18 protein-coding genes are annotated in these 22,056 nt (G+C 56.5%); 6 read left to right on the top strand and 12 right to left on the bottom strand.

The window, feature by feature from the left end; translation table 11 throughout:
• Window positions 1-366: 366 nt before the first annotated feature.
• A complete protein-coding gene (locus tag VF639_RS05490; protein ID WP_331144876.1) occupies window positions 367-1,371 on the bottom strand; it encodes an alpha/beta hydrolase in 1,005 nt (334 codons plus the stop codon).
• Window positions 1,372-1,510: 139 nt separating this feature from the next.
• Window positions 1,511-2,740 carry an exonuclease SbcCD subunit D C-terminal domain-containing protein gene (locus VF639_RS05485; protein WP_331144875.1) on the bottom strand — a complete coding sequence of 410 codons (1,230 nt, stop codon included), beginning with the start codon at window positions 2,738-2,740 and terminating at the stop codon, window positions 1,511-1,513.
• Between the two features lie 166 nt (window positions 2,741-2,906).
• Between VF639_RS05485 and VF639_RS05480 the strand changes: the two genes are divergently transcribed.
• Window positions 2,907-3,671: an MOSC domain-containing protein gene (locus VF639_RS05480; RefSeq protein ID WP_331144874.1), complete on the top strand. Its 765-nt coding sequence runs from the start codon at window positions 2,907-2,909 to the stop codon at window positions 3,669-3,671.
• Window positions 3,672-3,768: 97 nt separating this feature from the next.
• On the opposite strand, the gene VF639_RS05475 is transcribed toward VF639_RS05480, so the two are convergent.
• Together VF639_RS05475 and VF639_RS05470 are read right to left on the bottom strand one after the other, a co-directional pair.
• The gene (locus VF639_RS05475) at window positions 3,769-5,148 is read right to left on the bottom strand and encodes an MBL fold metallo-hydrolase (protein ID WP_331144873.1); all 1,380 of its coding nucleotides are present in this window, start codon (window positions 5,146-5,148) and stop codon (window positions 3,769-3,771) included.
• 281 nt (window positions 5,149-5,429) lie between these two features.
• Window positions 5,430-5,885 (bottom strand): hypothetical protein, encoded by a 456-nt coding sequence (locus VF639_RS05470; RefSeq protein ID WP_331144872.1) that lies wholly within the window; start codon window positions 5,883-5,885, stop codon window positions 5,430-5,432.
• Between the two features lie 208 nt (window positions 5,886-6,093).
• Here VF639_RS05470 and VF639_RS05465 point away from each other — a divergent pair, with 208 nt between their 5' ends.
• Window positions 6,094-7,674 (top strand): amino acid permease, encoded by a 1,581-nt coding sequence (locus tag VF639_RS05465; RefSeq protein ID WP_331144871.1) that lies wholly within the window; start codon window positions 6,094-6,096, stop codon window positions 7,672-7,674.
• Window positions 7,675-7,743: 69 nt separating this feature from the next.
• Here VF639_RS05465 and VF639_RS05460 read toward each other — a convergent pair whose 3' ends face one another.
• Window positions 7,744-8,082, bottom strand: a complete 339-nt coding sequence (locus VF639_RS05460; RefSeq protein WP_331144870.1) for a hypervirulence associated TUDOR domain-containing protein — start codon at window positions 8,080-8,082, stop codon at window positions 7,744-7,746.
• A 631-nt stretch (window positions 8,083-8,713) separates the two neighbouring features.
• On the opposite strand from VF639_RS05460, the gene VF639_RS05455 reads away from it, so the two are divergent.
• From VF639_RS05455 to VF639_RS05440, 4 genes are all read left to right on the top strand, one after another.
• Entirely contained in the window at window positions 8,714-10,780 is a 2,067-nt protein-coding gene (locus VF639_RS05455; RefSeq protein WP_331144869.1) for an RICIN domain-containing protein, read from the top strand.
• 102 nt (window positions 10,781-10,882) lie between these two features.
• Window positions 10,883-11,794 carry a DUF6929 family protein gene (locus tag VF639_RS05450; RefSeq protein ID WP_331144868.1) on the top strand — a complete coding sequence of 304 codons (912 nt, stop codon included), beginning with the start codon at window positions 10,883-10,885 and terminating at the stop codon, window positions 11,792-11,794.
• Between the two features lie 464 nt (window positions 11,795-12,258).
• Window positions 12,259-14,214 carry a S9 family peptidase gene (locus tag VF639_RS05445; RefSeq protein WP_331144867.1) on the top strand — a complete coding sequence of 652 codons (1,956 nt, stop codon included), beginning with the start codon at window positions 12,259-12,261 and terminating at the stop codon, window positions 14,212-14,214.
• A gap of 544 nt (window positions 14,215-14,758) precedes the next feature.
• Window positions 14,759-16,252, top strand: a complete 1,494-nt coding sequence (locus VF639_RS05440) for a M28 family peptidase (protein ID WP_414654665.1) — start codon at window positions 14,759-14,761, stop codon at window positions 16,250-16,252.
• Window positions 16,253-16,312: 60 nt separating this feature from the next.
• Here the strand turns inward: VF639_RS05440 and VF639_RS05435 are convergent, their stop codons facing one another.
• The 7 genes from VF639_RS05435 to VF639_RS05405 form a co-directional block, all read right to left on the bottom strand.
• Entirely contained in the window at window positions 16,313-17,176 is an 864-nt protein-coding gene (locus VF639_RS05435; protein WP_331144866.1) for a LexA family transcriptional regulator, read from the bottom strand.
• Window positions 17,177-17,410: 234 nt separating this feature from the next.
• Window positions 17,411-17,704: a hypothetical protein gene (locus VF639_RS05430; RefSeq protein ID WP_331144865.1), complete on the bottom strand. Its 294-nt coding sequence runs from the start codon at window positions 17,702-17,704 to the stop codon at window positions 17,411-17,413.
• Between the two features lie 102 nt (window positions 17,705-17,806).
• On the bottom strand, window positions 17,807-18,259 hold the full coding sequence (locus VF639_RS05425; protein ID WP_331144864.1) for a hypothetical protein: 453 nt from the start codon (window positions 18,257-18,259) through the stop codon (window positions 17,807-17,809).
• 839 nt (window positions 18,260-19,098) lie between these two features.
• Window positions 19,099-19,821, bottom strand: a complete 723-nt coding sequence (locus tag VF639_RS05420) for a M48 family metallopeptidase (RefSeq protein ID WP_331144863.1) — start codon at window positions 19,819-19,821, stop codon at window positions 19,099-19,101.
• 341 nt (window positions 19,822-20,162) lie between these two features.
• Window positions 20,163-20,360, bottom strand: coding sequence for a low molecular weight phosphatase family protein (locus VF639_RS05415; protein WP_331144862.1), 198 nt, complete (start codon window positions 20,358-20,360; stop codon window positions 20,163-20,165).
• Window positions 20,348-21,784 carry a sensor histidine kinase gene (locus tag VF639_RS05410; RefSeq protein WP_331144861.1) on the bottom strand — a complete coding sequence of 479 codons (1,437 nt, stop codon included), beginning with the start codon at window positions 21,782-21,784 and terminating at the stop codon, window positions 20,348-20,350. The genes VF639_RS05415 and VF639_RS05410 overlap by 13 nt, the downstream gene beginning before the upstream one ends.
• Window positions 21,733-22,047, bottom strand: a complete 315-nt coding sequence (locus VF639_RS05405; protein WP_331144860.1) for a PAS domain-containing protein — start codon at window positions 22,045-22,047, stop codon at window positions 21,733-21,735. The genes VF639_RS05410 and VF639_RS05405 overlap by 52 nt, the downstream gene beginning before the upstream one ends.
• Window positions 22,048-22,056 lie beyond the last annotated feature (9 nt).

Raw genomic sequence — 22,056 nt, 5'->3', positions numbered from 1 at the left:
TGTATGAAAGAGGTTAAGTGGCAACGAAGAAGCAGGGCAGCGTACTATTTAAGGAGTAGGCCGCATGTCAGTTGGAATCCAGGTCTGCTAAGCGTACTAAGCAGTATCACTCTCCTATTGAGTTATATGCCAAGCGGCCGTTGACCCCTTTGAGGCGCAGCTGATGAGGCGCGCTGTATTCTTGTGTGGATACCGCGCGAACTTCCGGACGTTACAGGGCGGGGGTATATTTATTTTTGCCCTCTTGTTGTAGGCGTAGTGTTATGCCGACCGTTTATATCACGCAAAAAGCGGCCAAGCGCGGCCGCGCCATAACCAATTATGGCGCGGCCGCGCTTGGCCGCTTGTGTTATTAAATAGGCAGGCTTATTTCACCTTAAATACTTTGTTCAGAAATGCCACGGTGTAGTTCAGCGTGGGCTCAAACCACGGGTTGAACAAAGGGAACGTATGCGGGGCCTCGGGAAACCCATGTACCTCATAGTAGATATGAAAAGCATCCAGCTTTTGAAGCATGTCCTCCCGGCCGGCGTGCATTCTGGCAACCGAGCTGTTAATGAAGGCTATCGGTGGTGTCTTACTTGTTACATGGTTCAAAGCGCCGGCCTGGTGCCACAATTCCGGCTTAGCGGTTTTGGAGGCGCCAAACCAATACGTAGCCGCGGAGGTGCCTTTGCTATCGTCGCCTTCTCCTGATTCGGGGTGGATGAACGCCAGCGTACCATCTACATCCACAATGGCTTGCACGCTGCTGGAGTAGCTTTTGTGGCAGGCGTCGCCCTCTAGCTGCTTGTCGCCATTGGTAGTGCCGAGCAGTGCCGCCAGTTGTCCGCCCGCCGAGAAGCCCCAAACCGCAATCCGGGTGGTATCGATGTTGTAGGTGTTCGCATTGGCGCGCAGCCACCGGATGGCGGCTTTCAGGTCGGTAACGGCGGCCGGGTAAATGGCTTCAGTGCTCAGCCGGTATTCAACGGTGGCCGTCACGTAGCCTTTCGCAGCTAGTTGCTGCGCCATCGGGACGTGCTGCGAACGGTCGCCGGAGCGCCACCCGCCGCCATGAATAAGCAGTACGGCCGGGTAGCCTTTTTTGCGGTTAGTAGTTGGCCGGAAAACATCAAGCTGCAAGTCGCGGCCGCCGATGGTGCAGTAGGTCAGGTTGGTTTTCGCCAGGATAGTAGCCGGCACGGCTGGTTTAGCCACGCTGCTATTAGGGTGCGTTTTCCGGGCTTTGCTGAACGCGCTGTGCACCGTGAAGGAAGTGTCGCGCGGAGCTGGCAGCTGCTGCGCCGCCAGCGGCCGCGCCTGAAAAAGCAGCAGATAGTTGCAAGCCGCCAGCCTGCCAAGCAGTAGGAGAGTACTTCGGGTGTTCATAAGCTGAAGATACTTAGAGTTGCTTCCTTCAACCAGCATCAACTAACCAGTTTGCAGCTGCTTTAGTAGTTCATTAGATGTATGCCGGCAGCCCCGCAGTACGGCTTAGCGTCAGCGCGACTTGCCTCATCGGCAGCTACTACAGCCGCTCTAGCAGCTCATCGAATGTGCGCAGCAACTCGGCCCGACTAGCTTCGGGTTCTGCTTCCAGGCGCTGCTCGAATACCTCACGCTCGGTGAAGTCGTGGAGACTGCGGGTGAGGGGCGCTTCTGTTTCTTGCTCGTCGCCGAGGGCGCGGAGCTTGATGAGGCGGAAGTGGCGGCGGGCCAGCACTTCTAGCTGCTTGCGGTCTAGTTCCTGAATCACTTTCAGTAGGGCTTCGGCTACTTCCAGTTGGGTTAGCTCGGAATGAATTTGCACGTCCACCCAAGCGGGGAGCGAGTAGCCGGCGTTGTCGTAGGTGGTAAGCTGCAAAATCACTTCATCGAGCGCACCGTGGAAGCGCACCAGCCGCCGGGCGCCGGGCACTGGCAGGGCCTCCAGGGTTTGTAGCTTGCCGCCCCCGAATTCCAAGAGCAGTACTTCTTTAGGATGATCGACTTCGGAAAACGAAAGTGGAATAGGCGAGCCGGAGTATCGAATATGCTCACGCCCCCCCACGCGCTGCGGACGGTGCAAATGCCCGAGCGCCACGTAATCGAAGATTTCCGGGAAGTGGTCGGCCGTAATCTGGCCTAAGTTGCCGACGTGAATGGTGCGCTCGGAATCGGAGGGCGCGGCGCCGGCGGCATAGAGGTGGCCGGTAGCCAGCACGGGTAGGCCAAGGTCTTTAAGCTGCCAAACCTGCTCTACCTCGGCCATACGGCTGTAGTGGTCGGCAATGCCTTGTTTGATGCGAGCTTCACGCTCCTCGGCAGTTTCGCCGGGTACGGAGAGGCGCACGTCCCGGTCGCGCAGGAAAGGTATGGCGCACACCACGAGGCCCGGTTTGCTGGTGGCGTCGTCCAGTACCAGCACCTGGTCTTCAAAGCAGTCGGGCACGCAGCCGACTACGTGCACCCGCAGGTGGCGCAGCAGCCGGGCCGGGGCGTTGAGCGTGGCGGGCGAGTCGTGGTTGCCGCCCACCACCACAATGTCGCGGCAGGTGGTGCCACGCATGTTCAGCAGGAACGAGTAGTAGAGCTCGAGGGCCTGGTTGGAAGGCGAGCCGGTATCGAAAATGTCGCCGGCTACTACCAGCACCTCCACGCGCTGCGTCCGCACGGTTTCTACCAGCCACTCAAGGAAGTGGCGGTGCTCGTCGGTGCGTTCGTGGCCGCTGATAAAGCGCTGACCGAGGTGCCAGTCGGCGGTGTGCAGAACTTTCATACCGGAAATCGTGACGATGGAAATTCAAAATTAACCCTTATCGCGCCGATTTTCGCTGCAACTTGGCGGGCTCGACCACAACGTTGCTGGGAACCAGATAAGTTTACCAACAATACGCTGTTCAGACTCCCTGAATAAGCAGGCTCCAGCTAATTCAAGTATGGTTATGGAAAGCACCGAAAAGCCCGCAGCTGCTACCGCCGATTCCGCACCTGATCTTTCTTTGCCGGTGGTTTCCCTACGTGTAGGCCTTCCCCAGGCACTGGGTGTGCCCGAGGCTACAGAAGCACTACATCGGCCGTGGACCTCCGCTATATTCAAGCAGGTAATAACCAAGCCAATCAGGCTCGATACACTCAACCTGGCTGGCGACGAGCAAGCCGACCAGCGCAACCACGGCGGGCCAGACCAAGCATTGTGCGCTTACCCCGCCGCCCACTATGCCTACTGGGTTGAGCGCCTGCAGCTGCCACTAACGGCCGGCAGCTTCGGCGAAAACCTAACCATTGGTGGCGACTATACCGAGGTTGACGTGTGTATTGGGGACGTATTTGCTTTTGGCGAGGCAGTCGTACAAATCTCGCAGCCCCGTTCGCCGTGCTGGAAAATTGCGCGCCGGTGGCAACTGCCGTTCTTTTCGCAATGGCTTCAGGAAACGGGCTTCACCGGCTGGTACCTGCGGGTGTTGCAGCCCGGGTTGGTCGACCCCACCGACGTGTTGCAGCTGCTAGAGCGCCCGCACCCCGAGTGGACCATTGCGCGGGCCAATGCCGCCAAATACGAGCAGCGGCACGACCAGGAACTGGTGGCCCAATTAGCGGCCTGCCCAGCACTTGGGGAGCGGTGGCGCCTCAAGATGCAAGGCCGTGCCAACGGCTTCCTGCCGCTCAACGACGACGCTAACCGCTTGGTAGGGCCCAACGCTGAATAGCAGTTTCGAGCTCTTACTGCTTGCTTGTTGATAATAAGCGTCAACAAAAAGCCCCAGTCCGAAAGCGGGCTGGGGCTTTTTGTTGGTACCAAAGCGGTTAGTGCACTTCCTGCGACTGAAACGTAGTAACGGCCTCGCCTAAGTCGTGGACTTGCACACTATCGGGGAGGGCCGTATTCAATATACTCGTACCCGCTGCCGAGCGGTAGCCGCCGGCGCAGTGGACCAGCACGGGCTTATCGGTGGGTATCTCGTGGGCCCGCTCGCGCAGCTCGGGCAGCGGGATTTGCAGCGCGTTTTCGAAGATGGGCTGCTTGGCTTCGGTGCGGTTGCGGACGTCGACGATGGTGAAGTCCTCGGGCCGCTCCCGCACGTGCGCCACGTTGGTATCGGGGCTGGTAACCGGGAGTTGCAGGGGCGTTATCAGGGCCCCTTTGATGTTGCCTTCGTAGCCGATTTTAGTTGCTTTGCGGATCACGGTATCCAGTGCAATCTGCGAATCGGCTAGTAGGTAAAACGTTTCTTCGGGACCTACTACCGAGCCGAGCCAGGTTTCGAACTTGGGGCCGTCCATTAAGTTAATAGCGCCAGACAAGTGGCCCGCCCGAAACTGTTCGGCCGGCCGCGTGTCGATAATGAGTGCCGCTGGGTCGAGCTGCGCATCGGGTTGCAGGCGGGGTACTTGCCGAATACTATCCTCGAAAGGCAGCGCGCCTTGCTTGTTGAGCACCACATCATGCCCGAAATATTTGGGCCGGAAAGGCTGGTCTTCCAGCAACACCTTCACAAAGTCGGCCTGCGACATAGGTTGCAGCGCGTAGTTGGTTTGTATTTCCTTGCCGATGGTGCTGTCGAGGTCGGGGCTGGTAGTTTTGCCGCACAAGCTGCCGGGGCCATGGGCCGGATATACCTTCGTAGTGGGCGGCAGCGTCATGAGCTTCTGGCGGGTGCTGTTGTAGAGCTGGGCCGCCAAATCTTCGCGGCTATGGCCACCCATACTATCGTCTTCCCGCAGGTCGGGCCGCCCAACGTCGCCCACAAACAAGGTGTCGCCGGTGAATACGGCGCGGGTGTGGGCAAACTCGTCCATTAGTAGTACGCAGATGCTGTCGGGGGAGTGGCCGGGGGTGTTGATGGCGTGCAGCTCCATGTTGCCGAGCTTGATTCGGTCGCCATCGTCGAAGGACTGGTGGGGGTAGCTGGCTTTTACCAAGCCGCTGCAGTAGATAATGGCGTCGGTTTCCTCGGCTATTTCGAGGTGACTGCTCACAAAGTCGGCGTGCGGATGGGTTTCGATGACGGCAATGATGCGGGCGTCGTGCTCGTCGGCGAAGTCGTAGTAGGGTTGGGGGTCGCGGGCCGGGTCGATGATAGCCACTTGGCGGCCGCTGCGGATGGCGTAGCTGGCGTGCGCTAAACCTTTATCGTAAAACTGCTGAATTTGTACCGACGCGGTACTACTGGGCAGAGGACTCATGAGGTGATGGATGTGGTGGGTACGCAACCGGCGAGTAGGAAAGAAGCCAGGCGCATAGTATCAAATATAAGCAAGTGGAATTCTACGTAAACCGAAAGTCAAGGGAAAAGTATTCTCGAAAAGGCGCAAGATACTTTCAACGTAGCCGGTTGCGCCACCGCCCTACAAAGCCGGGCACCCGCAACGAGTTTTCCGCCGATTAAGCGCAAAAAAGCCCCAACCAGCGTGGTTGGGGCTTTTGCAGGCCTTTGGTTAAGTGGAACGCTAGCTTTTTGGTGAGCTTAGGCTTTTGCCTTCTCTTTCTTTTTCATGCCACCGTCCTGCATTTTTTCTTTGCGGTTACCCATCCGCTCTTCGCGCATCTGGATGTACTTGGTTGCCTGGTCGGCGGTAAGCACGGCTTTAAGCTGGGCATCGTATTTTTCCCGAACCGTCTTCATTTCCTGGCCGGCACCCTGGCGAGAATCGGCGGAAGCAAATTTGGCCCGTAGCGCCTGTAGTTCCTGGCTTTCGGCCAGCGCAATGGCGCGCACTTTTGTGGATTGATCGGCCGTGAGGGTCAGTTCCTGGGTGAGGCGCTGGGTTTGCATATCGGCGCGCTGCTCGGGCGTCATGTTGTTGCCGCGGCCCTGGCCCATGCCGTTTTGGCGGCCGTCAGTGGCCAAATCAGAAGATTGAGCAGAAGCTGCACCGGCAGTCAGCAGGAAAGTGGCAAGTATAACAAGCGTCTTTTTCATGGTAGTGTTGTCTTTGAGGTTGATGACGACAGCTTAGAGGGCGCCGGCACGGCTGGGTTTAATCGGGCAGTAAAGAATTAGGACAATGGCCAAGCAGAAGCGGACGAATCCAATAAACGCCTATATTCGGGGCCGGACAGCTGTCTGCTAACGGCTTTTTCATATTTCGACTACCAACTCACTTTCTTTCCCTTTCTCCTAAACTTATATGGCAAGTATTTTCGCCAAAAAACCGCTGGCTCAACTTCTAAATGAAGCCAATTCTTCCGGACACGGGGCGCTGAAGCGCACGCTAGGCGCGGGCAACCTCGTGGCCTTGGGCGTGGGCGCCATTATTGGCGCGGGTCTGTTTGTGCGCACGGCCAACGCGGCGGCGCAAGCTTCGGGCCCCGGCGTCACGCTGGCGTTTATACTGGCCGCTTTCGGCTGCGTATTCGCGGGCCTGTGCTACGCTGAATTTGCCGCCATGATTCCGATTGCCGGCTCGGCTTACACCTACGCCTACACCACAATGGGGGAGTTTGTGGCCTGGGTTATCGGCTGGGCGCTGATTATGGAATATGCCCTGGGCGCGGCTACGGTGAGTATCGCCTGGAGCGAATACCTGAACAAGCTCTTGGAGGTCTTTGGCACTAGTATACCGTATAATTTAAGTCACTCGCCCTTCGAGCACGCGGTGGTAAACGGAGTGGAGCAACACGGTCTAATCAACCTGCCAGCCTTACTCATTATCGTGATGCTGAGCTTGCTGCTGGTGAAAGGCACCCAAGAATCGGCCTTGTTCAACGCCGTGGTAGTAGTGCTCAAAACGGTTATCGTATTGGTATTCATTGCGGTGGGCTGGCAGTTCGTTGATCCCGCTAACCACACGCCTTACCTGATTCCGGCTGATGCCGTGGTGAAAAACGCCGCTGGCGAAGTGGTGCGTACCTATGAGGGCTGGAACAAGCACGGCCTGGGAGGCATTATCGGCGGGGCGGGCATCGTGTTCTTTGCCTTCATCGGATTTGATGCCGTGAGTACGGCCGCGCAGGAAGCAAAGAACCCCAAGCGCGACATGCCCATCGGTATCCTTGGCTCACTGGCTATTTGCACGGTGCTTTACATCCTGTTCGGTCACGTGCTGACAGGCGTGGCCAACTGGCGCGAGTTTGCCGACCCCGCCCTGGGCGGTGAGGCTTCGGTGGCTTATGCTATTCGGGCCCACATGCCCGGCTACGGCTGGTTGGCTACGGCCGTGACGGTAGGCATTCTGCTAGGCTTCACCTCGGTTATTCTGGTGATGCTCATGGGGCAGAGCCGCGTGTTCTTCTCGATGGCCAAAGACGGCCTCATGCCCAAGGCATTTTCCGAGCTGCACCCTAAGTTCAACACGCCTTACAAGTCCAACCTGATGCTGATGGTGTTCGTGGGCTTGTTCGCAGCCTTCGTGCCCGGCTCCCTGGCCGGCGACCTTACCTCGTTTGGTACCTTGCTGGCCTTCGTGCTGGTGAGCATTGGTGTGTGGGTGATGCGCCGCTCCGACCCCGACCAGCCCCGGCCGTTCCGCTCGCCGCTGTCGTCGCCTAGCTTCCCGCTGGTACCCATCATGGGGGCTATTGTGTGCACCCTGCTCATCGTTGGCCTCGATGCTTTCACGCTGCAGGTGGCAGTGGGCTGGATGCTGCTGGGCTTCGTGGTGTACTTCCTCTACGGCAAGCGCAACTCTATGCTGCAACGCGGCATCGTGGTAGTGCCTACCGAAATGAACGAAGAAGCTTTTATCGAGCCCGACCCGAAAAACCGCTAACGGTAGAGAAAACACATAGTACTAACGCCCAACCTTCCCACCAGCAATAGCCGGTGGGAAGGTTGGGCGTTAGTTTTTCGAGGCAGCGCTTACTTCACTTTGCAGCTTGATTACCCGGTCGCCGTTTTCCTGAACGATAACGAAGGCGGGATTTTCGGGAGTGCCGTGGCGGGTGATGTCGGAGCCTTTGAGCTTGCGGGTGATGGTTTCTTTGTGGGTTTCTTCGATTTTGCCGGTCGCCGTACCCGTACCGTACTTCCAGCTTACAGTAGTGCCTTTGCGCATAGTTATGGAAAACAAGGAGCAGTGAATGAATGGCCAGCGACGCATCGCCTGCTCTAGTAATACTGGTTTGTAGCAGCTTTGGTTCTTGGAAAGGTGCAGGGGGTAGCCGCGCAACGGGGGCATGAAATCCGGAAGTAGTAGTAGCTAAGCAGTAAGCCGCAGATACCTGCTAGCTAAGCTCGGGCTAGTAGGTAGAGAGATGAATGACAGGCACAAAACGCCAGGGACAGGGCTGTAATATCTAGTATGAGCTATTTTATTTTTTTCATGAAAAAATATACATTAGCATCGTTCTATCAAATAGAAATATCGTTACATTTGGAACATGAACTGTGCATTTAGTGCAGTTAGAACTAAATGCTGTCTTGGAGTTGCTTTTAGATTTCAAGATTTTGTCTTCTTCAACCTGAGTCACACCAAACGAAAACAAACTAGTTATGCCCTCTAAGATTCTCTCCTTCATCGTACACGTACCAGGCACAACCCCCGGTTCTTACCCTGCTGTACCCATGGCTACTACCAAGTCCGACCGTAAGCAAGAAACCAAAGTGCAGAGCAGCGGGCACTTCACCGCCATCTACGAAAACGACCGTTTCGTGCGCTTCAAGTACATCCACAACGCTCAGTAAAACAAAGACACGTTTTGGTGACAACTGGTAGGCGCCGCGTCTCTCTGGCAGAGACGCGGCGCTTTGCATGTCCAGACGCTAGCATTTGAACTAACTTGCAACCTAAACCTTGCGTTTAGTTGCCCATGTTGTCTTTCCGCTTTCGTGATTTACTGTTCTCGTTTACCTCACTGATTTGCCTGTTGGCTAGCCCCGCCCTGTGGGCGCAGGGCACCGTTCCGGTGCTGGACGAAAATGGCTGGTACGGTATTGTGGCGCGCAGCAGTGGCCGCTCCTTGGAGGTGAAGGGTGCCTCGCAGGAAGCGGGAGCCCCCATCGTGCAGTGGGAATTTACGCATCCGGCCTCTCAGCAATGGCGTTTTGTACGGGTGGTCCCCGGCGGGGAATATTACCGGATTGAAAACCGCCAAAGTGGCAAATGCCTGACGGTAGACAAGCCCGACGAAAACTCGCCGCTGGTGCAGCGGCCCTGGACGGGCAGCTTTTATCAGCAGTGGAAAATGGAGCCCGGCGGCTTTATCGGGAGTGTGCAACTGGTGGTAAAAGGCAACAACAACTGCGCCGCCATTGTCAATGCCGATAAGTTTAATGGTACGGCCGCGGTGCTGCAACGGCCCCAAAACCGGGCCACGCAGCAGTGGCGGCTGTTTCAGTTGCGCCTCAACGAAGACCCGAGCCTGCCTGGTTTCGGAACGCCGGAACTCTTGCCCTCGCTCAACTCCAGTGGCAACGAGCTACACCCCGTGCTGGCACCCGACGGCAATACCTTGTATCTGTCGCGTACGCGCTACACGGCCAACACCGAAGGCAACACCGAATCGGGGGATGCCTGGGTGAGTAGCTCGCCAAACCAAGGCCATACCTGGAATGCGCCTACGCGGCTTGATGTGCTCAACACCCCCCAAAACAACGGGGTAATGGCCGTAGTGGGTCCACAGGGTAACACGCTGCTGCTACGCGGCACCTATGAGCGCGACGGCAGCTTCCGCGACGAAGGCGTTTCGGAGTTGCCGCGGACGGCGGGTAAAGGCGTCCGCCCGGTGCCGCTAAGCATCCAGAACTACTATTCCGCTGGACAGGCCACCACGTTTTTCATGACCCCCGACAAAAAGGTGCTGCTGCTCTCGCTGGAACGCGGCGACACCCAAGGGGGCAACGATTTATACCTGAGTACGCCCACGGCTGGTGGGGTTTGGAGCGAGCCGCGCAGCTTGGGCAGCGTGGTCAATTCGCCGGGCTTCGAGTTTGCTCCCTGGCTGGCTCCCGACAACAAAACCTTGTATTTCAGCTCCTACGGCCACGCCGGCTACGGCAGCGCCGATATTTTCGTGAGTACCCGCCTCGACGATACCTGGATGCGGTGGAGCGAGCCGCGCAACCTCGGCAACCAGCTCAACGGCCCCGGTTTCGACGCCTACTTCATGCTGGCGCCTGATGGCAAGCAGGCCTATTATACGTCGGCTCGTACCGCCAACGGCCCCGCCGATATCTACCGCACGGCAACTAACGTGCAACGCACCGTAGCTTCGGACTCTACGGCGCCGGTAGCGGCGACGCCCGTGGTGCCGCCCGTCCCGGCCGTAGTACCGCGAACCTTGCTTACTGGCCGCGTGCTTAATGCGAAAACCAAGCAACCTCTGGCGGCCGAAATTAAAATTGTTCGGTTAGACAACAATCTGGTTTTCAATGCTACCGCCCGAAGTTTGCCGGGCACCGGCTCGTACCAGTTCACGTTGCCGCCCGGCCGCTACCAAGTGCTAGGCAGTAGCGAAACGTTCCTGAATGCCACCGATACCGTAACCATGACGGGGTCCCGTACCCTTGATTTACTGTTGGTACCCGCCGCGGTTGGCTCTAGCTTGGAACTGCCCACCCTAATTTTTGCGCAAGGCAAATTCACGCTGTTGCCCCCATCCTACGGTGAGCTGAACCGCCTGGCCCGTACCCTCGCCGACAACCCAACAGTGAACATCCGCCTGGAAGGGCACACCGACAATCAAGGACCAGCCGACCTCAACCAAAAGCTATCAGAGGAACGGGTAGGAGAGGTGCGGCGCTACCTGATTATGCGGGGCGTACCCGAAGACCGGATTAGCGTAGTCGGCTACGGCGGCACTCATCCCCGCGCCAGCAACGAAAGAGAAGAAACCCGCCGCCTCAACCGCCGCGTAGAATTCACGATTGTGAAGTAGGGTGAATGGTTGAATGGCTGCATTGTTAAATTGTTGGTCGTTCAAGAATTCATGAAAGAACGACCAACAATTTAACAATGCAGCCATTCAACCATTCATCCCATGCTTGCCACCATTCTGCGTCAGCTTGATTTGCCTAATCTGCCGTCGGCGTCCGGGGTGGAAATTGTGGGCGATACGGTGTACATCATCGGAGACGATTCGCCGTACTTGTATCGGTTTACGGCAGCTGATTTGAGGCCGGGGCAGCCGCTCACGCTTTTCGAAACGGCGCATTTCAGCTCGGGCCGTATCGCCAAGGCCATCAAACCCGACCTGGAGTGCCTCACAACGCTCAGCACTGCCACCGGCGAAACGGGGCTGCTGGTGTGCGGGTCGGGAGCGACGGCCGCGCGAGAAAATGGGTTTTGGGTGCCCCTGTCGGCCGCGCAGGGCGAAGCAGCGGCGGTGTACCCACTTGCTCTCAACAGCTTGTATGCCCAACTACGCAAACTGCTGCCAGCCAGTACAACGCTCAATCTGGAAGCCGCCGCTGCCACCACTACCGAGTTGCTGCTGTTTCAGCGTACGGTAGGTTCAGCGGCGGGCAACCTGGTGTTTCGAATGCCGCTGACTGCTACCTTCGATTATCTGCAGCACCGCACCACGCAAGCCCCGGCCGTGAAAGCGCAAGGTTTTCAGCTACCGGCCATCAAAGGCAAACCGGCCGGGTTTTCCGGAGCCTGCACCTTCGAAGACAAGCTGTTTGTAACGGCATCCGTGGAAGATACCGCCGACGCCGTTTTGGACGGGGAAGTGCTTGGCAGCTTCGTTGGACTGCTGGACCTCGACCAACCTGCTAACCGGCCCATGCTCTTAGCGCATCTACAATTGCCAGACGGCAAGCCCTACCAAGGCAAAGTGGAAAGCGTAGCCGTGCGCCGCCGCTTAGCCTCCGGGCGTTACGAGTTGCTGCTCGTGACGGATGATGACCAGGGCGGCTCTACGGCGGTACTGGTGGAGGTAACAGTGTAGGCTTCTGGTGTCAGTAAGGCTTAGCAACCAATAACTAAATTTCCATTTAACTTTTGCGCGTCGCCAGGTTAAGCTCTCTGAGAGCTTAAGATCGGCTAGCTGAAAAACGACTGGCAGGCGGTGTTGGTTAGGTGCTGTACCGGTGCCGTGAACGTAGCCAGCACGTGTAAGTCAGGAAGGAGTATAGGAAGATATAGAATAGACAGCAGCCCACTCGTAAGCTGGACGGATAACAGGAAGGCAATAGCAGAGCGCCGCTAACACTAAAGTGACAAGGCCTATAGCATACAGGACTTGCCCTCACTGGTAGACTTAATTTCGTGCTTGAGCTTTCGAAGCCTCGTAATCGACTTATTTCATTGTGGGGAAGAACTGGTATATTGGACTAATAAGGTCTTTTCTTACACTCCAGCCAGCTCGGTGAATCAAGGCACTCCCGAAAAGGCGAATTCCAGTTTGTTGGTATGAAAAAATATTTACTCTCAATAGGCTTGCTAGCAGCCTTGTCCGCACCAATCAAGGCGCAGGATAACCGCAAAGAAATCGGCAATCTGGTGGTAGATGGCATTCCGGCTTTGCCCGCCGATATGCTGGAGCGGGTCGACCAGTACCAGAACGTGCGGGGCGCGGGCTTCGCCGATTGGGACCGGGACGGCAAAGGTTTGTTTATCTCGACGCGCTTCGCCGAGGTACCGCAGATTCACCACGTGGCCGCGCCCGGCGCCGACCGGCGGCAGATTACCTTTTTCAAAGAGCCGCTCGGTTCGGTACAGGTGGCGCCCGATAAAAAGCAGAACGGCTTCCTCTATAGCCGCGACATCGGTGGCAATGAAAACTACCAGATCTACTTCTTCGACCTCGGCAGTGGTCAGTCGCGGTTGCTGACCGATGGCAAAAGCCGCAACAATCTGCAAGGCTGGAACGAAGCGGGCACGCAACTGGCCTTTACCAGCAACCAACGCAACGGCACCGACCTCGACCTCTACAGCCTGGAGTTCAAACCCAACGCCAAACCCGCCATGCTGGCCGAGCTGAAAGGCGGCGGTTGGGGCGTGGCCGACTGGTCGGATGATGGCAAGCAGATGATGCTGATCAACTATAAGTCCATCAACGAAAGTGAGTTGTATCGCTTCGATGTGGCAGCGCGGAAAATGGAGCGCTTACATCCCACGCCGACGCCGGTGGCGTACTCGGGGGTGGAGTTCACCAACGATGGCAAGGGCTTGTTCCTGACTTCCGATGAGGGCACCGAGTTCCAAACCCTGCGCTATCATGACCTAGCGACGGGCAAGCAAACCCCACTTACGGCCGCCATTACTTGGGACGTGGAAGGCATGGACCTCAGCAAAGACGGCAGCAAACTCGTGTTTTCCACCAACGAGGGCGGCTACTATAAGCTCTACGTGCTCGACACCAAAACCCGGCAGTACCAGCCGGTACCTAACATTCCCAAAGGCGTCATCGGCAACTTCAAGCTTAACGACGACAACCAGCGGCTGGCCGTCAGCTTCGGCACGTCGACAACCAGCTCCGATGTGTACGTGGTGGACCTTGGCACGCAGGCTCTCACGCGCTGGACCACCAGCGAAGTAGGCGGGCTGAACCCGGCCAGTTTCGTGGAGCCCGAACTGATTCAGTATCCCACCTTCGACCAGGTGAGTGGCAAGCCGCGCCTGATTCCGGCTTTCGTATACCGCCCCCGCAATGCAACCGGCAAAACGCCCGTGCTGCTCAGCATCCACGGCGGCCCTGAGGGGCAGTCGTTGCCCAACTTCAGCCCGCTCATCAACCTGCTGGTAAACGAGTTAGGCGTGGCGGTGGTAGTGCCCAACGTGCGCGGCTCCAGCGGCTACGGCAAAACCTACCTCAAGCTCGACAATGGCCCCAAGCGTGAAGAGTCGGTACGCGACATCGGCGCTTTGCTCGATTGGATAGCCAAGCAGCCCGACCTCGACGCCACCCGAGTTGGGGTGTACGGCGGCTCCTACGGCGGCTACATGTGTTTGGCCACCATGACCAACTACAACGCCCGCATGCGCTGCGGCGTCGATTTGTTTGGCATCAGCAACTTCACCACGTTCCTGAAAAACACCAGCTCCTACCGCGCCGACCTGCGCCGGGTGGAATACGGCGACGAGCGGGACCCGGCCATGCAGGCGGTATTCGAGCAGATTTCGCCCATCAACAAAATCAAGAACATCACCAAGCCCATGCTGGTCTACCAAGGCAAAAATGACCCGCGCGTGCCCCTCACCGAATCCGAGCAAATGGTAGATGGGCTGAAGAAGCAGGGCACGAAAGTCTGGTACATCATGGCCAAAGACGAAGGCCACAGCCTCGCCAAGAAAGCCAACCGCGACTACACTTACGGAGCCATGATGCTGTTCCTGCGGGATAATCTGGTGAATCTGGTGAAATAACGGAGCAGCGTTAAAGGCTAGAAAACTAGTTCCTCACAGCTGCGAAGCGGTTAGGGGTGGTTGAACAAGGGTTGAAAGACTTGAGGAAATTTCCGCTTTGCTAACCGGTTGTAGAGACGCGACACTTCGCGTCTCAGCGTTGCTGACGTTGTTGCAGAAGGTGTAGCGCAAAGCCTGCGCTGCGCGTACCGTTGAATGATACTCGTTGTGACGGTACAATTCCGATCGTTCAACGAGGTGCGAAGCGTAGGTTTCGTGCTACAGCATTTGAGGCCGAGAAAATTACGTCGTTCAACGCTGAGACGCGAAGTGTCGCGTCTCTACACCGTTTGGGCGTCACTGAGTTAGATGCTTGACAGGACTGAGCAAGGACGCTCCAGGAAAACAACAATCGGTCAATCATCCCGAGCCCCTTAGATGAGGAGGGAAACTAGTTCTCTGGCTTCTAACAGCCTAGCTTAAGCTAGTTATATAGTGCTGCTTTAATTCAACCAGAAGCCATCCATTGCGTAGGGCAAAGGCTAAAGCATATTATTTCGTCTGCATGTCAAGAAATTTCCTTTCACATTTAGCAGCTGCTGGCTGGGTGAGTACCCTTTTACTGGTTGGTAGCGCAGCTTCTGCACAGCGCAACCCCTTTACCGGCGACAAGCGCACTTCCATCAAAGAGGCAGACCTCAAGCACGACTTATTCGCCATCGGGGGCGACCATTTCCGCGGCCGCGAGGGTGGGACGCTCGATGAACTCAGAGCTTCCATGTGGATAGCCGAACAGTTGCGCGCCAGCGGCCTGCAACCCGCCGGCGACGATGGTACTTACTTTCAATTCTTCCACATTCAGCGTACGCGCCTCACCAAAAACAGTACGCTGCGCATCGGTACCCACCAACTCACCCACGGCCAGGACGCCATGATTCTGGCGCCCGGCATTGCTTCCGTAAATGCGCTGCTAGTGTATGTGGGCACGGGTACCACGGCCGAAATGGCGAACGTCGATGTTAAGGGCAAGGCGGTGGCTGTTCTTTTTTCGGGTACCGGGCCGGCAGAGCTAAGCTACCGGCGCTTCCTGACCGGCAGCATGCGCGACCGGTCGGTGGAACTAATGAAGGCGGGCGCTGTGGCGGTGGTGTTTGTGTCGGATGCACGGGCCCAAGACTACTACGAGCGGTGGTCCACCGGCTACGAGCGAGGCCGCTATGACTTGCCCGGCGGCCCCAACGTGGAAGTTGTAGCAAAGGCGCCCACCATTTGGCTGCCCGCCGATGCGCTGTCGTGGGTGCGCCAGCCTGGCCAGCAACTTGTCGCTACACTCAACGTGGAAAGCTTCAGCTATCCATCCGTCAATATTGTAGCCAAAGTGCCCGGCACCGATGCCAAGCTAAAAGCCGAGAATGTGCTGTTCAGCACCCACCAAGACCACGACGGCGTGCGCAAAGCCGTAGCCGGCGACTCCATCTGGAACGGCGCCGACGACAACGCCACCGGTTGCGCCGCCCTGCTAGCCATCGGGCGAGCTTTCGTGCAGAAACCAGGGCGGCGCTCAGCGCTGTTTGTGTACCACGGGGCCGAAGAGCGCGGCTTACTAGGTTCGCGCTACTACGCGGCTAACCCCACCGTGCCCAAAGAGTCGATAGTAGCCGTGCTAAACGCCGAAATGATAGGCCGCAACGCCCCCGACAGCGCCGCGCTGCTTGGCTCGCAGCCGCCGCACCGCAACTCGAAAGATCTGGTAGCCACAGCCTTCGCCGCCAACCAAGCCAGCCCCAAATTCAAGCTCGATACCCTCTGGGACAAACCTACCCACCCCGAAGGTTGGTATTTCCGCTCCGACCACCTGTCGTACGCCCGCCTGAATATTCCTTCCATCTGCTACACCACGCTGTTGCATAAGGACTATCACACGCCCAAAGACGAGCCCGAGGCCATCAACATCGCCAAGCTGGCCGGCGTCACCCGCTGGATTTACCTGACGGGCTGGGCCGTAGCCAACCAAAACGAGCGGCCACCAGTAGATGCTGGCTTCAAGCTGGAAAGGTGAAAAATAGCTTTAAGCGGTAAGCTTCAAGCCGACGTTCAATAAAAAGCTTACCGCTTAAAGCTATTTTTTAGCTACTGCCTGCGTTTCGCGAATCATGCGTAGCATTTCCATCGTCATCAGTTGCAGGTGTTCGGTGTTGTTGGTCATAAAGCCTACCATTTCAATCAGCCGGTCCTGTACTTCGCGGTTGTTGGCTGGTATTTGCGAAGTAAGAATGCCTCGCACCAACCAGATTTCCTTGATATCCTCGGCTCTGACCCGGTGTACCTGATAGTGCGAGTTGTCGGAGTGCAGCTCCACCACGTCGTGGGCGTGCAGGATGGGGGCATTGATGCGCTTCACCATAATCATGTTCTCCATTACCACCACGTAGGGGTAGCCGGGCGCCAGGTTGGTCCACTTGTCTACGTAGCTGCACAGCACCATATCCTTGTGGCGGATAATGGGCATCATACTATCACTTTCCACCTCAAAAGCCCGCCCACCCTGAATAGGAAAGCCCGGAATGGTGAATTTCACGAGGTCTTCCACAAAAGAAGGGTCGCTGAACTGCCGGCTGTAGCCCGCCTGGGCCGGAATTGGCACCAACGACATGTTTTCTTTGCCTTTAGTATCAGTGGTTACCACCAAAGTACGGCCGTTGTCGGTGCGCAGAGGCAAATTCTTAGTTAACTCAAGCCCTACTTCAACATCTGTTGTAGGTGCGTTGATATACATCAGGCCCTGCCCCCTAATCAGCCATTCGGCACTCAACTCCGGATAGCGCGTGAGAATGTCGAGCAGCGTTTCGTAGCTAGGCTTGTTGCGTTGGCGCAAAATGGAATACAGTTTCTCTGGCCGATCATAATTCAACTCTTTCGCCAATTGGTTCACGGTAATACCTTTATCGGCAATAAAAGCAGCAAATCGTTCGTGCAATTCCATTGTGGTGCGGTTATGTTGTAAGGTGTTGTTAAGTAGTACGGAGTTAACAGCTAAATACGTAGCAATTATTCAATATCTATTGACAATAGTAGAGCATCAAGCTGTATTATGCAACAAGACTGCTGGGTGTAGCGGGATTTTGATGCTAGTAGATGCGCCTAAAAGCAGTAATTCTTGTAGCTGTCTGCGCAAACAAGCAGTATGCATAGGCTTGATAAAGCTGCTGTCGGAAAGCTATAGCGCCTCGGTGCGGCTGCCATGCGAGGTTTGAGCTGGTAGAGCAGGGTGCGGCACACGGCTGCCGTCTTCCGGCTCCACTGCCACCGACGATATAGCGGCCGCCACCGAACCAGCTAAAATAAGGTAGCTTCCTATTGTTACAACAATACCCGGCAACGGTACCTGGGTGGTGGTAAGCACAAGCCCCAAAGCACCTAGCGCCGCGCCTATGGCGCGCACTTTGCGGAAGAATTGGGGAGTAGGGAGCCGCAGACGCTCCCACAAGGTTAGTTTTTGGCACTGGTTCATAGCAGTGGTAGTGAAAGTGAATAAGAAAGTTGTGATAGGGTAGGGGCACAACCCTACCAGGAAGGCCCATTTCAACCAATCAGGATTCAAACAGTAGCAGGGTTATTCTTCGCTCAGCCTGGCATTTCCCCGCGACCAAAGAATCTTTTCCACTCGCTCGCTACGGACTTCTTGCCGCCGCGTCGAGTCCAGCAGTTGGTTTTGCCGTTCCACCGAAACCGACAGCAGCTTGTCCAGGGCTTCCACCCGTTCGTGGAGCCGAAGCACCGCGTTTGCATTTTCGCGGCGACCAGCTGTCAGGTCGCGCGCTGTTTCTGTCCGGTGTTCATGCAACTTCATCTCGAAAGCTTGTTTGTGCTTTACCTCCCGCGCCAGCGCCGCCATCTGATACCCATCCACCTTCTCCAACAATGCCGCAATCTGCATTTCCTGGGTTCGCCGATGCTCTTTGAGGGTTTCAACATCGCGCCAACTTTTAATGAAGTAGAGTGTACCCGCGGAGCATGCCGTTAAGACCGACACCACTATTCCCCAGTAACTCATAAAGTCCTGCATGGCCTTCAGCTTCTAAGCACAGCAAGTGCGGGTTGCTCGATATTGGGCGTAGAGCGCAAATCAACCGGTACTTGTAGTTTATTAAGCAGATCAGACTGGACGGGGCAAAGCGTGTCGTTCTGCTTTAGCTCTAGAAGAGATAGTTGCTTGCTAACAGCAGATAGGGTTGTGGGTCTACTATAGGCGCTACTGGTTTTGATGTGGCAGTTAAGCTTGATCATAGAGAATAAGGTTAGGAGAACCAACATTGATGATGCAAATATCGAATTATCTTGTATATTATACAAATTAATAAGTAAATAAGTTGTTGATAATTTACGTTTTTAATTAGGATGTATCATGTTCGTGGCTATAATGTTCCTTATTAATGTGTTAGATAGGCTATATGTGCAACAAATTTTGTAGTAGTCGATAGATGCTACAAACATTGTTGAATCAGAAAAACGAAAGCAGCCTTTGATACACTTTAAAGCAGCACTAGCCTAGCTGCTTAGCTGCAAAGCGACCGTAGGGCAATGAATGCTAGATGATAATCAGCCGCCGCTTGTTGCGCGGCGTACGACAGCATAGCCAGCATCCAAAGCTTCTGATTTTGGAAATGCCAGTGTGCGGCCTCTCAGAGCAGCTTCTCGTTGCAAGGAATGAAAAGCTGCTTGGTCAGCCAGAGCGGTTTCAAAGTCGGTGGCGAGTAGCGCGCACTTTGTAGTTCGCGTCGCTGAACGAGGCTACCGGCGCGAGGACGCGAACTGTAAAGTGTGCTACTCGCCGAGCCGGTACACTGAGCCTGAAATTGCTATAATCACAGAGTAGCCACCTTTAGCCTGTGCTTAGGTGGGGTATCAGCAAGCATCTGGTTGAATGGGAGACTCCATCGTTGTCTTTTTCAGCTGTTCCCGATGCGTGCGCCAATCCGGCATAAACTGATCCATCAGTCCCCAAAATCGCGCATTATGTAGCCGCTCGTGCAGATGCACCAGTTCGTGTGCTACCACGTATTCCAGGCAGGCGGTGGGCCTTTTGATTAGCTCCAGGTTCAACCAGATTCGTTTTGCCCGGATGTTGCAAGTTCCCCAGCGGGTTTTCATTTGCTTGATGCCCCACTCGTTTACTTGCACGCCCACCACCTTCTGCCACTGCGCTATCATATCCGGTAGTTGCGCTTTTAGCTGCCGCCGATACCAAGCCTGCAACACTTTTTCACGCTGCTGCCGGGTACTGCCTTCCGGCACATACATAGCCAGAACTTGTGGCTCGTGGCGTACTATGTGTGGTGCGCCACTACCTGCGTAAAGCTGCAACAGGTAGCCAGTACCTTGATAGTAATGCGTTTCTCCTGATACGTACTGTAATTCCGCCGCCGGCTTTTGCGACTTGAACTTCTCTTGATGCTTGCCGATCCACGCGCGGCGCGCAACCACAAAATCCTGAATAGCTTGGTCGGGTGTGCGCGTAGGTACGGCCACTCGGATGCGGCCGTCGGGGGCATATACTGTGAGGCGTAAGCTGCGAATGTTCTTGCGTACTATTTCTACCTGCAGATCAGCAATTTGTACTGTTGGCATAACGAGTGGCAGCAAGAACCCTGGTAGTTGCAAAGCTGCAAAACCTTCTTTAGAAGAAACGTGAAAGTGATTTCAGGAGCAGTGTCTGCACAATGGCACCTTGTAAGAACGCTATTACAAGCTATTGCGAAGCTACTAGACGAGGTATTAGCTTCCAACAAACCCTAACTGTTGCAGTTATTGTTAGCTGTTCAACAGGCACTGTGTCAGTGAATTATCTTTCCTGAACGCGTTTTGCTCACTACTAGCAGTTAGCACTATATTGTGCTGGCACAAGTTGAATAGCCAAGTGTCTACGCCCGTTAGTGGGGTCCTTCATCTGATTGTGCACGGCGCGAAACTCACTCAATACCGCTTCCTCGCTGCCCGTAGCCTTGGCCGGATCCGGAAAGTTGTGGTGCCGCTTCCTGGAAGCAGCGGGCAGACTTTGCATGGTCGCACACGGTCAGCACGTAGTCGAAGGGTACGGCGGCGTACTCGTTCACGTGGTTGCTGGTGTGGTGGCTACTGTCTACGCCATCTTCGGCTAGTACTTGCACCGCCCGTGGGTTCGGCCAGGGTGGTGGTACTTGAGGGCGTTGCTGAGCAGGTTATACACCACTGAGCGCAGGTTTTTCTTGGAGAAAGGCAGGTGGGCAGTGGGCGGCACATCAACGACGAGTTGGGCCTGCGTTTGCTGCACCAGCGGCGGCAGGTCGAGCCGGACTTCTTCCACCACGGCGGCCAGCGGCAGTTGCGTAGGCGGTTGGGCATGCTCTTTCTGCAGCTTGCTTACCTCGGTAAGGTAGGTTATGGTGCGTTTAAAGCGCTCGGTAGCATTTTGCATGAGCAGCAGTATTTCGGGCACGTCGCCCACCAGGGCCTCAGACGGCAACTCGTGCCCGAGGGCCAGCAACAGGCCTTCGATGTTGGAGATGGGCGCTTTCAGGTCGTGGGAGGCGGTGTAGATGAAGTTGTCGAGGTCCACGTTGGTGCGGGTGAGCTGCGTGTTGATTTCGAGCAGCTCTTCGTTGAAAACAGCTAGCTCCTGATTGAGGGTATCAACATGCTGACGGGCCTCGACCTGCTCGCTGATGTCGGACGTCAGCGTGTAGAACCCCACGACTGCGCCGCCCCGCACGTCGGGCACGTAGCTGCTGCGAATGTGCCTGGTGAAATTTTCGCAGTAAGGCATCGTGGCTTCGAAGTCAACCCGCCCGCTATCTAACACCCGCTCGATATATGGCTTAATAACCTGATAAGCCGCCTCACCAACTACTTCGCGCACCGGGCAGCCGAGCAGGTGGTCGGGCTCATGGCCAAACCAAAGCTGGTAAGCCTGGTTGGCGAAGCGGTATTTTTGCGCGCGGTCCACGTAGCCAATGAGCACGGGCAGGGCATCAGTGAGCAAGCGCAGCCGGTGGGTCGCGGCCTCACTGGCCCGGCCGGCCCGCACCCGCTCGGTGGCGTCGACGCTCAGCGTGAGCACGCCCTCAACCCGTCCCTGCGCATCAAACAGGGGCTGGTGCATAATGTCGAAATACACCTCGCGTAGCTTACCGTCGCCGGTCTGGTCGATGGTAGTCAGCAATTCGGGATGGTGCTGCGGCTCGCCGGTGGTGTAGGCTAGGTCGAAAGGCCGGTGGGCGTCCTCGGCAAGCTCGGGCAGGACCCGCTCGCCGAACAGCTGCTGCGTGAGCGGGTGCACCAACTTGAACACGTGGTCGGGCCCGCGGTATAAATTAAGGTAAAACAGAGCCTGACGGAAAGCCTGGTCGAGCCGCTGGCGGTTGCGTTCAACTTCCTGACGGGTCATCTCGGCTTCCCGAGTACGAACCCGCACGCGGGCTTCCAGCTCCTGGTTGAGCTGCTGCATCTGCTGGCGGGCCAGCATCTGGTCGGTCACCTCGGTGGCCACCACCGTCACGCCCGTCACTTGGCCGTCTTCCCCGCGCAGGGGCTGGTACACAAAATTCCAGTACACGGTGTCCTGCCGGCCATAGCGGTTGATGAGCGAGGGCGCTCGTGGGCCACGTAAGGCTGGCCCGTGGCCATCACCGCGTCGAGCAGCTTTTCAAAGCCCTGGCCGGCCGCTTCAGGCAGCAGCTCGAACAGGGGCGTGTGTTGAGCCTGAGCTTGGGTGCGGCCCCAAATGGCGCAAACGGCGGGGTTGGTCAACTCGGTAACGTAGCGGGACCCGCGGAAGATGGCAATGGCTACCGGGGCCTGCCCGAAAAGCCGTTGCAACTCCCTGCG

It is taken from the genome of Hymenobacter sp. (assembly GCF_036387835.1).
Classification (GTDB): domain Bacteria; phylum Bacteroidota; class Bacteroidia; order Cytophagales; family Hymenobacteraceae; genus Hymenobacter.
This window is presented reverse-complemented; position numbering and strand designations above follow the sequence as displayed.

Coding starts and splice junctions, on each gene's coding strand:
- VF639_RS05490 (WP_331144876.1), bottom strand. CDS start 1,371: ATGAACACCCGAAGTACTCTCCTACTGCTTGGCAGGCTGGCGGCTTGC.
- VF639_RS05485 (WP_331144875.1), bottom strand. CDS start 2,740: ATGAAAGTTCTGCACACCGCCGACTGGCACCTCGGTCAGCGCTTTATC.
- VF639_RS05480 (WP_331144874.1), top strand. CDS start 2,907: ATGGAAAGCACCGAAAAGCCCGCAGCTGCTACCGCCGATTCCGCACCT.
- VF639_RS05475 (WP_331144873.1), bottom strand. CDS start 5,148: ATGAGTCCTCTGCCCAGTAGTACCGCGTCGGTACAAATTCAGCAGTTT.
- VF639_RS05470 (WP_331144872.1), bottom strand. CDS start 5,885: ATGAAAAAGACGCTTGTTATACTTGCCACTTTCCTGCTGACTGCCGGT.
- VF639_RS05465 (WP_331144871.1), top strand. CDS start 6,094: ATGGCAAGTATTTTCGCCAAAAAACCGCTGGCTCAACTTCTAAATGAA.
- VF639_RS05460 (WP_331144870.1), bottom strand. CDS start 8,082: ATGCCCCCGTTGCGCGGCTACCCCCTGCACCTTTCCAAGAACCAAAGC.
- VF639_RS05455 (WP_331144869.1), top strand. CDS start 8,714: ATGTTGTCTTTCCGCTTTCGTGATTTACTGTTCTCGTTTACCTCACTG.
- VF639_RS05450 (WP_331144868.1), top strand. CDS start 10,883: ATGCTTGCCACCATTCTGCGTCAGCTTGATTTGCCTAATCTGCCGTCG.
- VF639_RS05445 (WP_331144867.1), top strand. CDS start 12,259: ATGAAAAAATATTTACTCTCAATAGGCTTGCTAGCAGCCTTGTCCGCA.
- VF639_RS05440 (WP_414654665.1), top strand. CDS start 14,759: ATGTCAAGAAATTTCCTTTCACATTTAGCAGCTGCTGGCTGGGTGAGT.
- VF639_RS05435 (WP_331144866.1), bottom strand. CDS start 17,176: ATGGAATTGCACGAACGATTTGCTGCTTTTATTGCCGATAAAGGTATT.
- VF639_RS05430 (WP_331144865.1), bottom strand. CDS start 17,704: ATGAACCAGTGCCAAAAACTAACCTTGTGGGAGCGTCTGCGGCTCCCT.
- VF639_RS05425 (WP_331144864.1), bottom strand. CDS start 18,259: ATGCAGGACTTTATGAGTTACTGGGGAATAGTGGTGTCGGTCTTAACG.
- VF639_RS05420 (WP_331144863.1), bottom strand. CDS start 19,821: ATGCCAACAGTACAAATTGCTGATCTGCAGGTAGAAATAGTACGCAAG.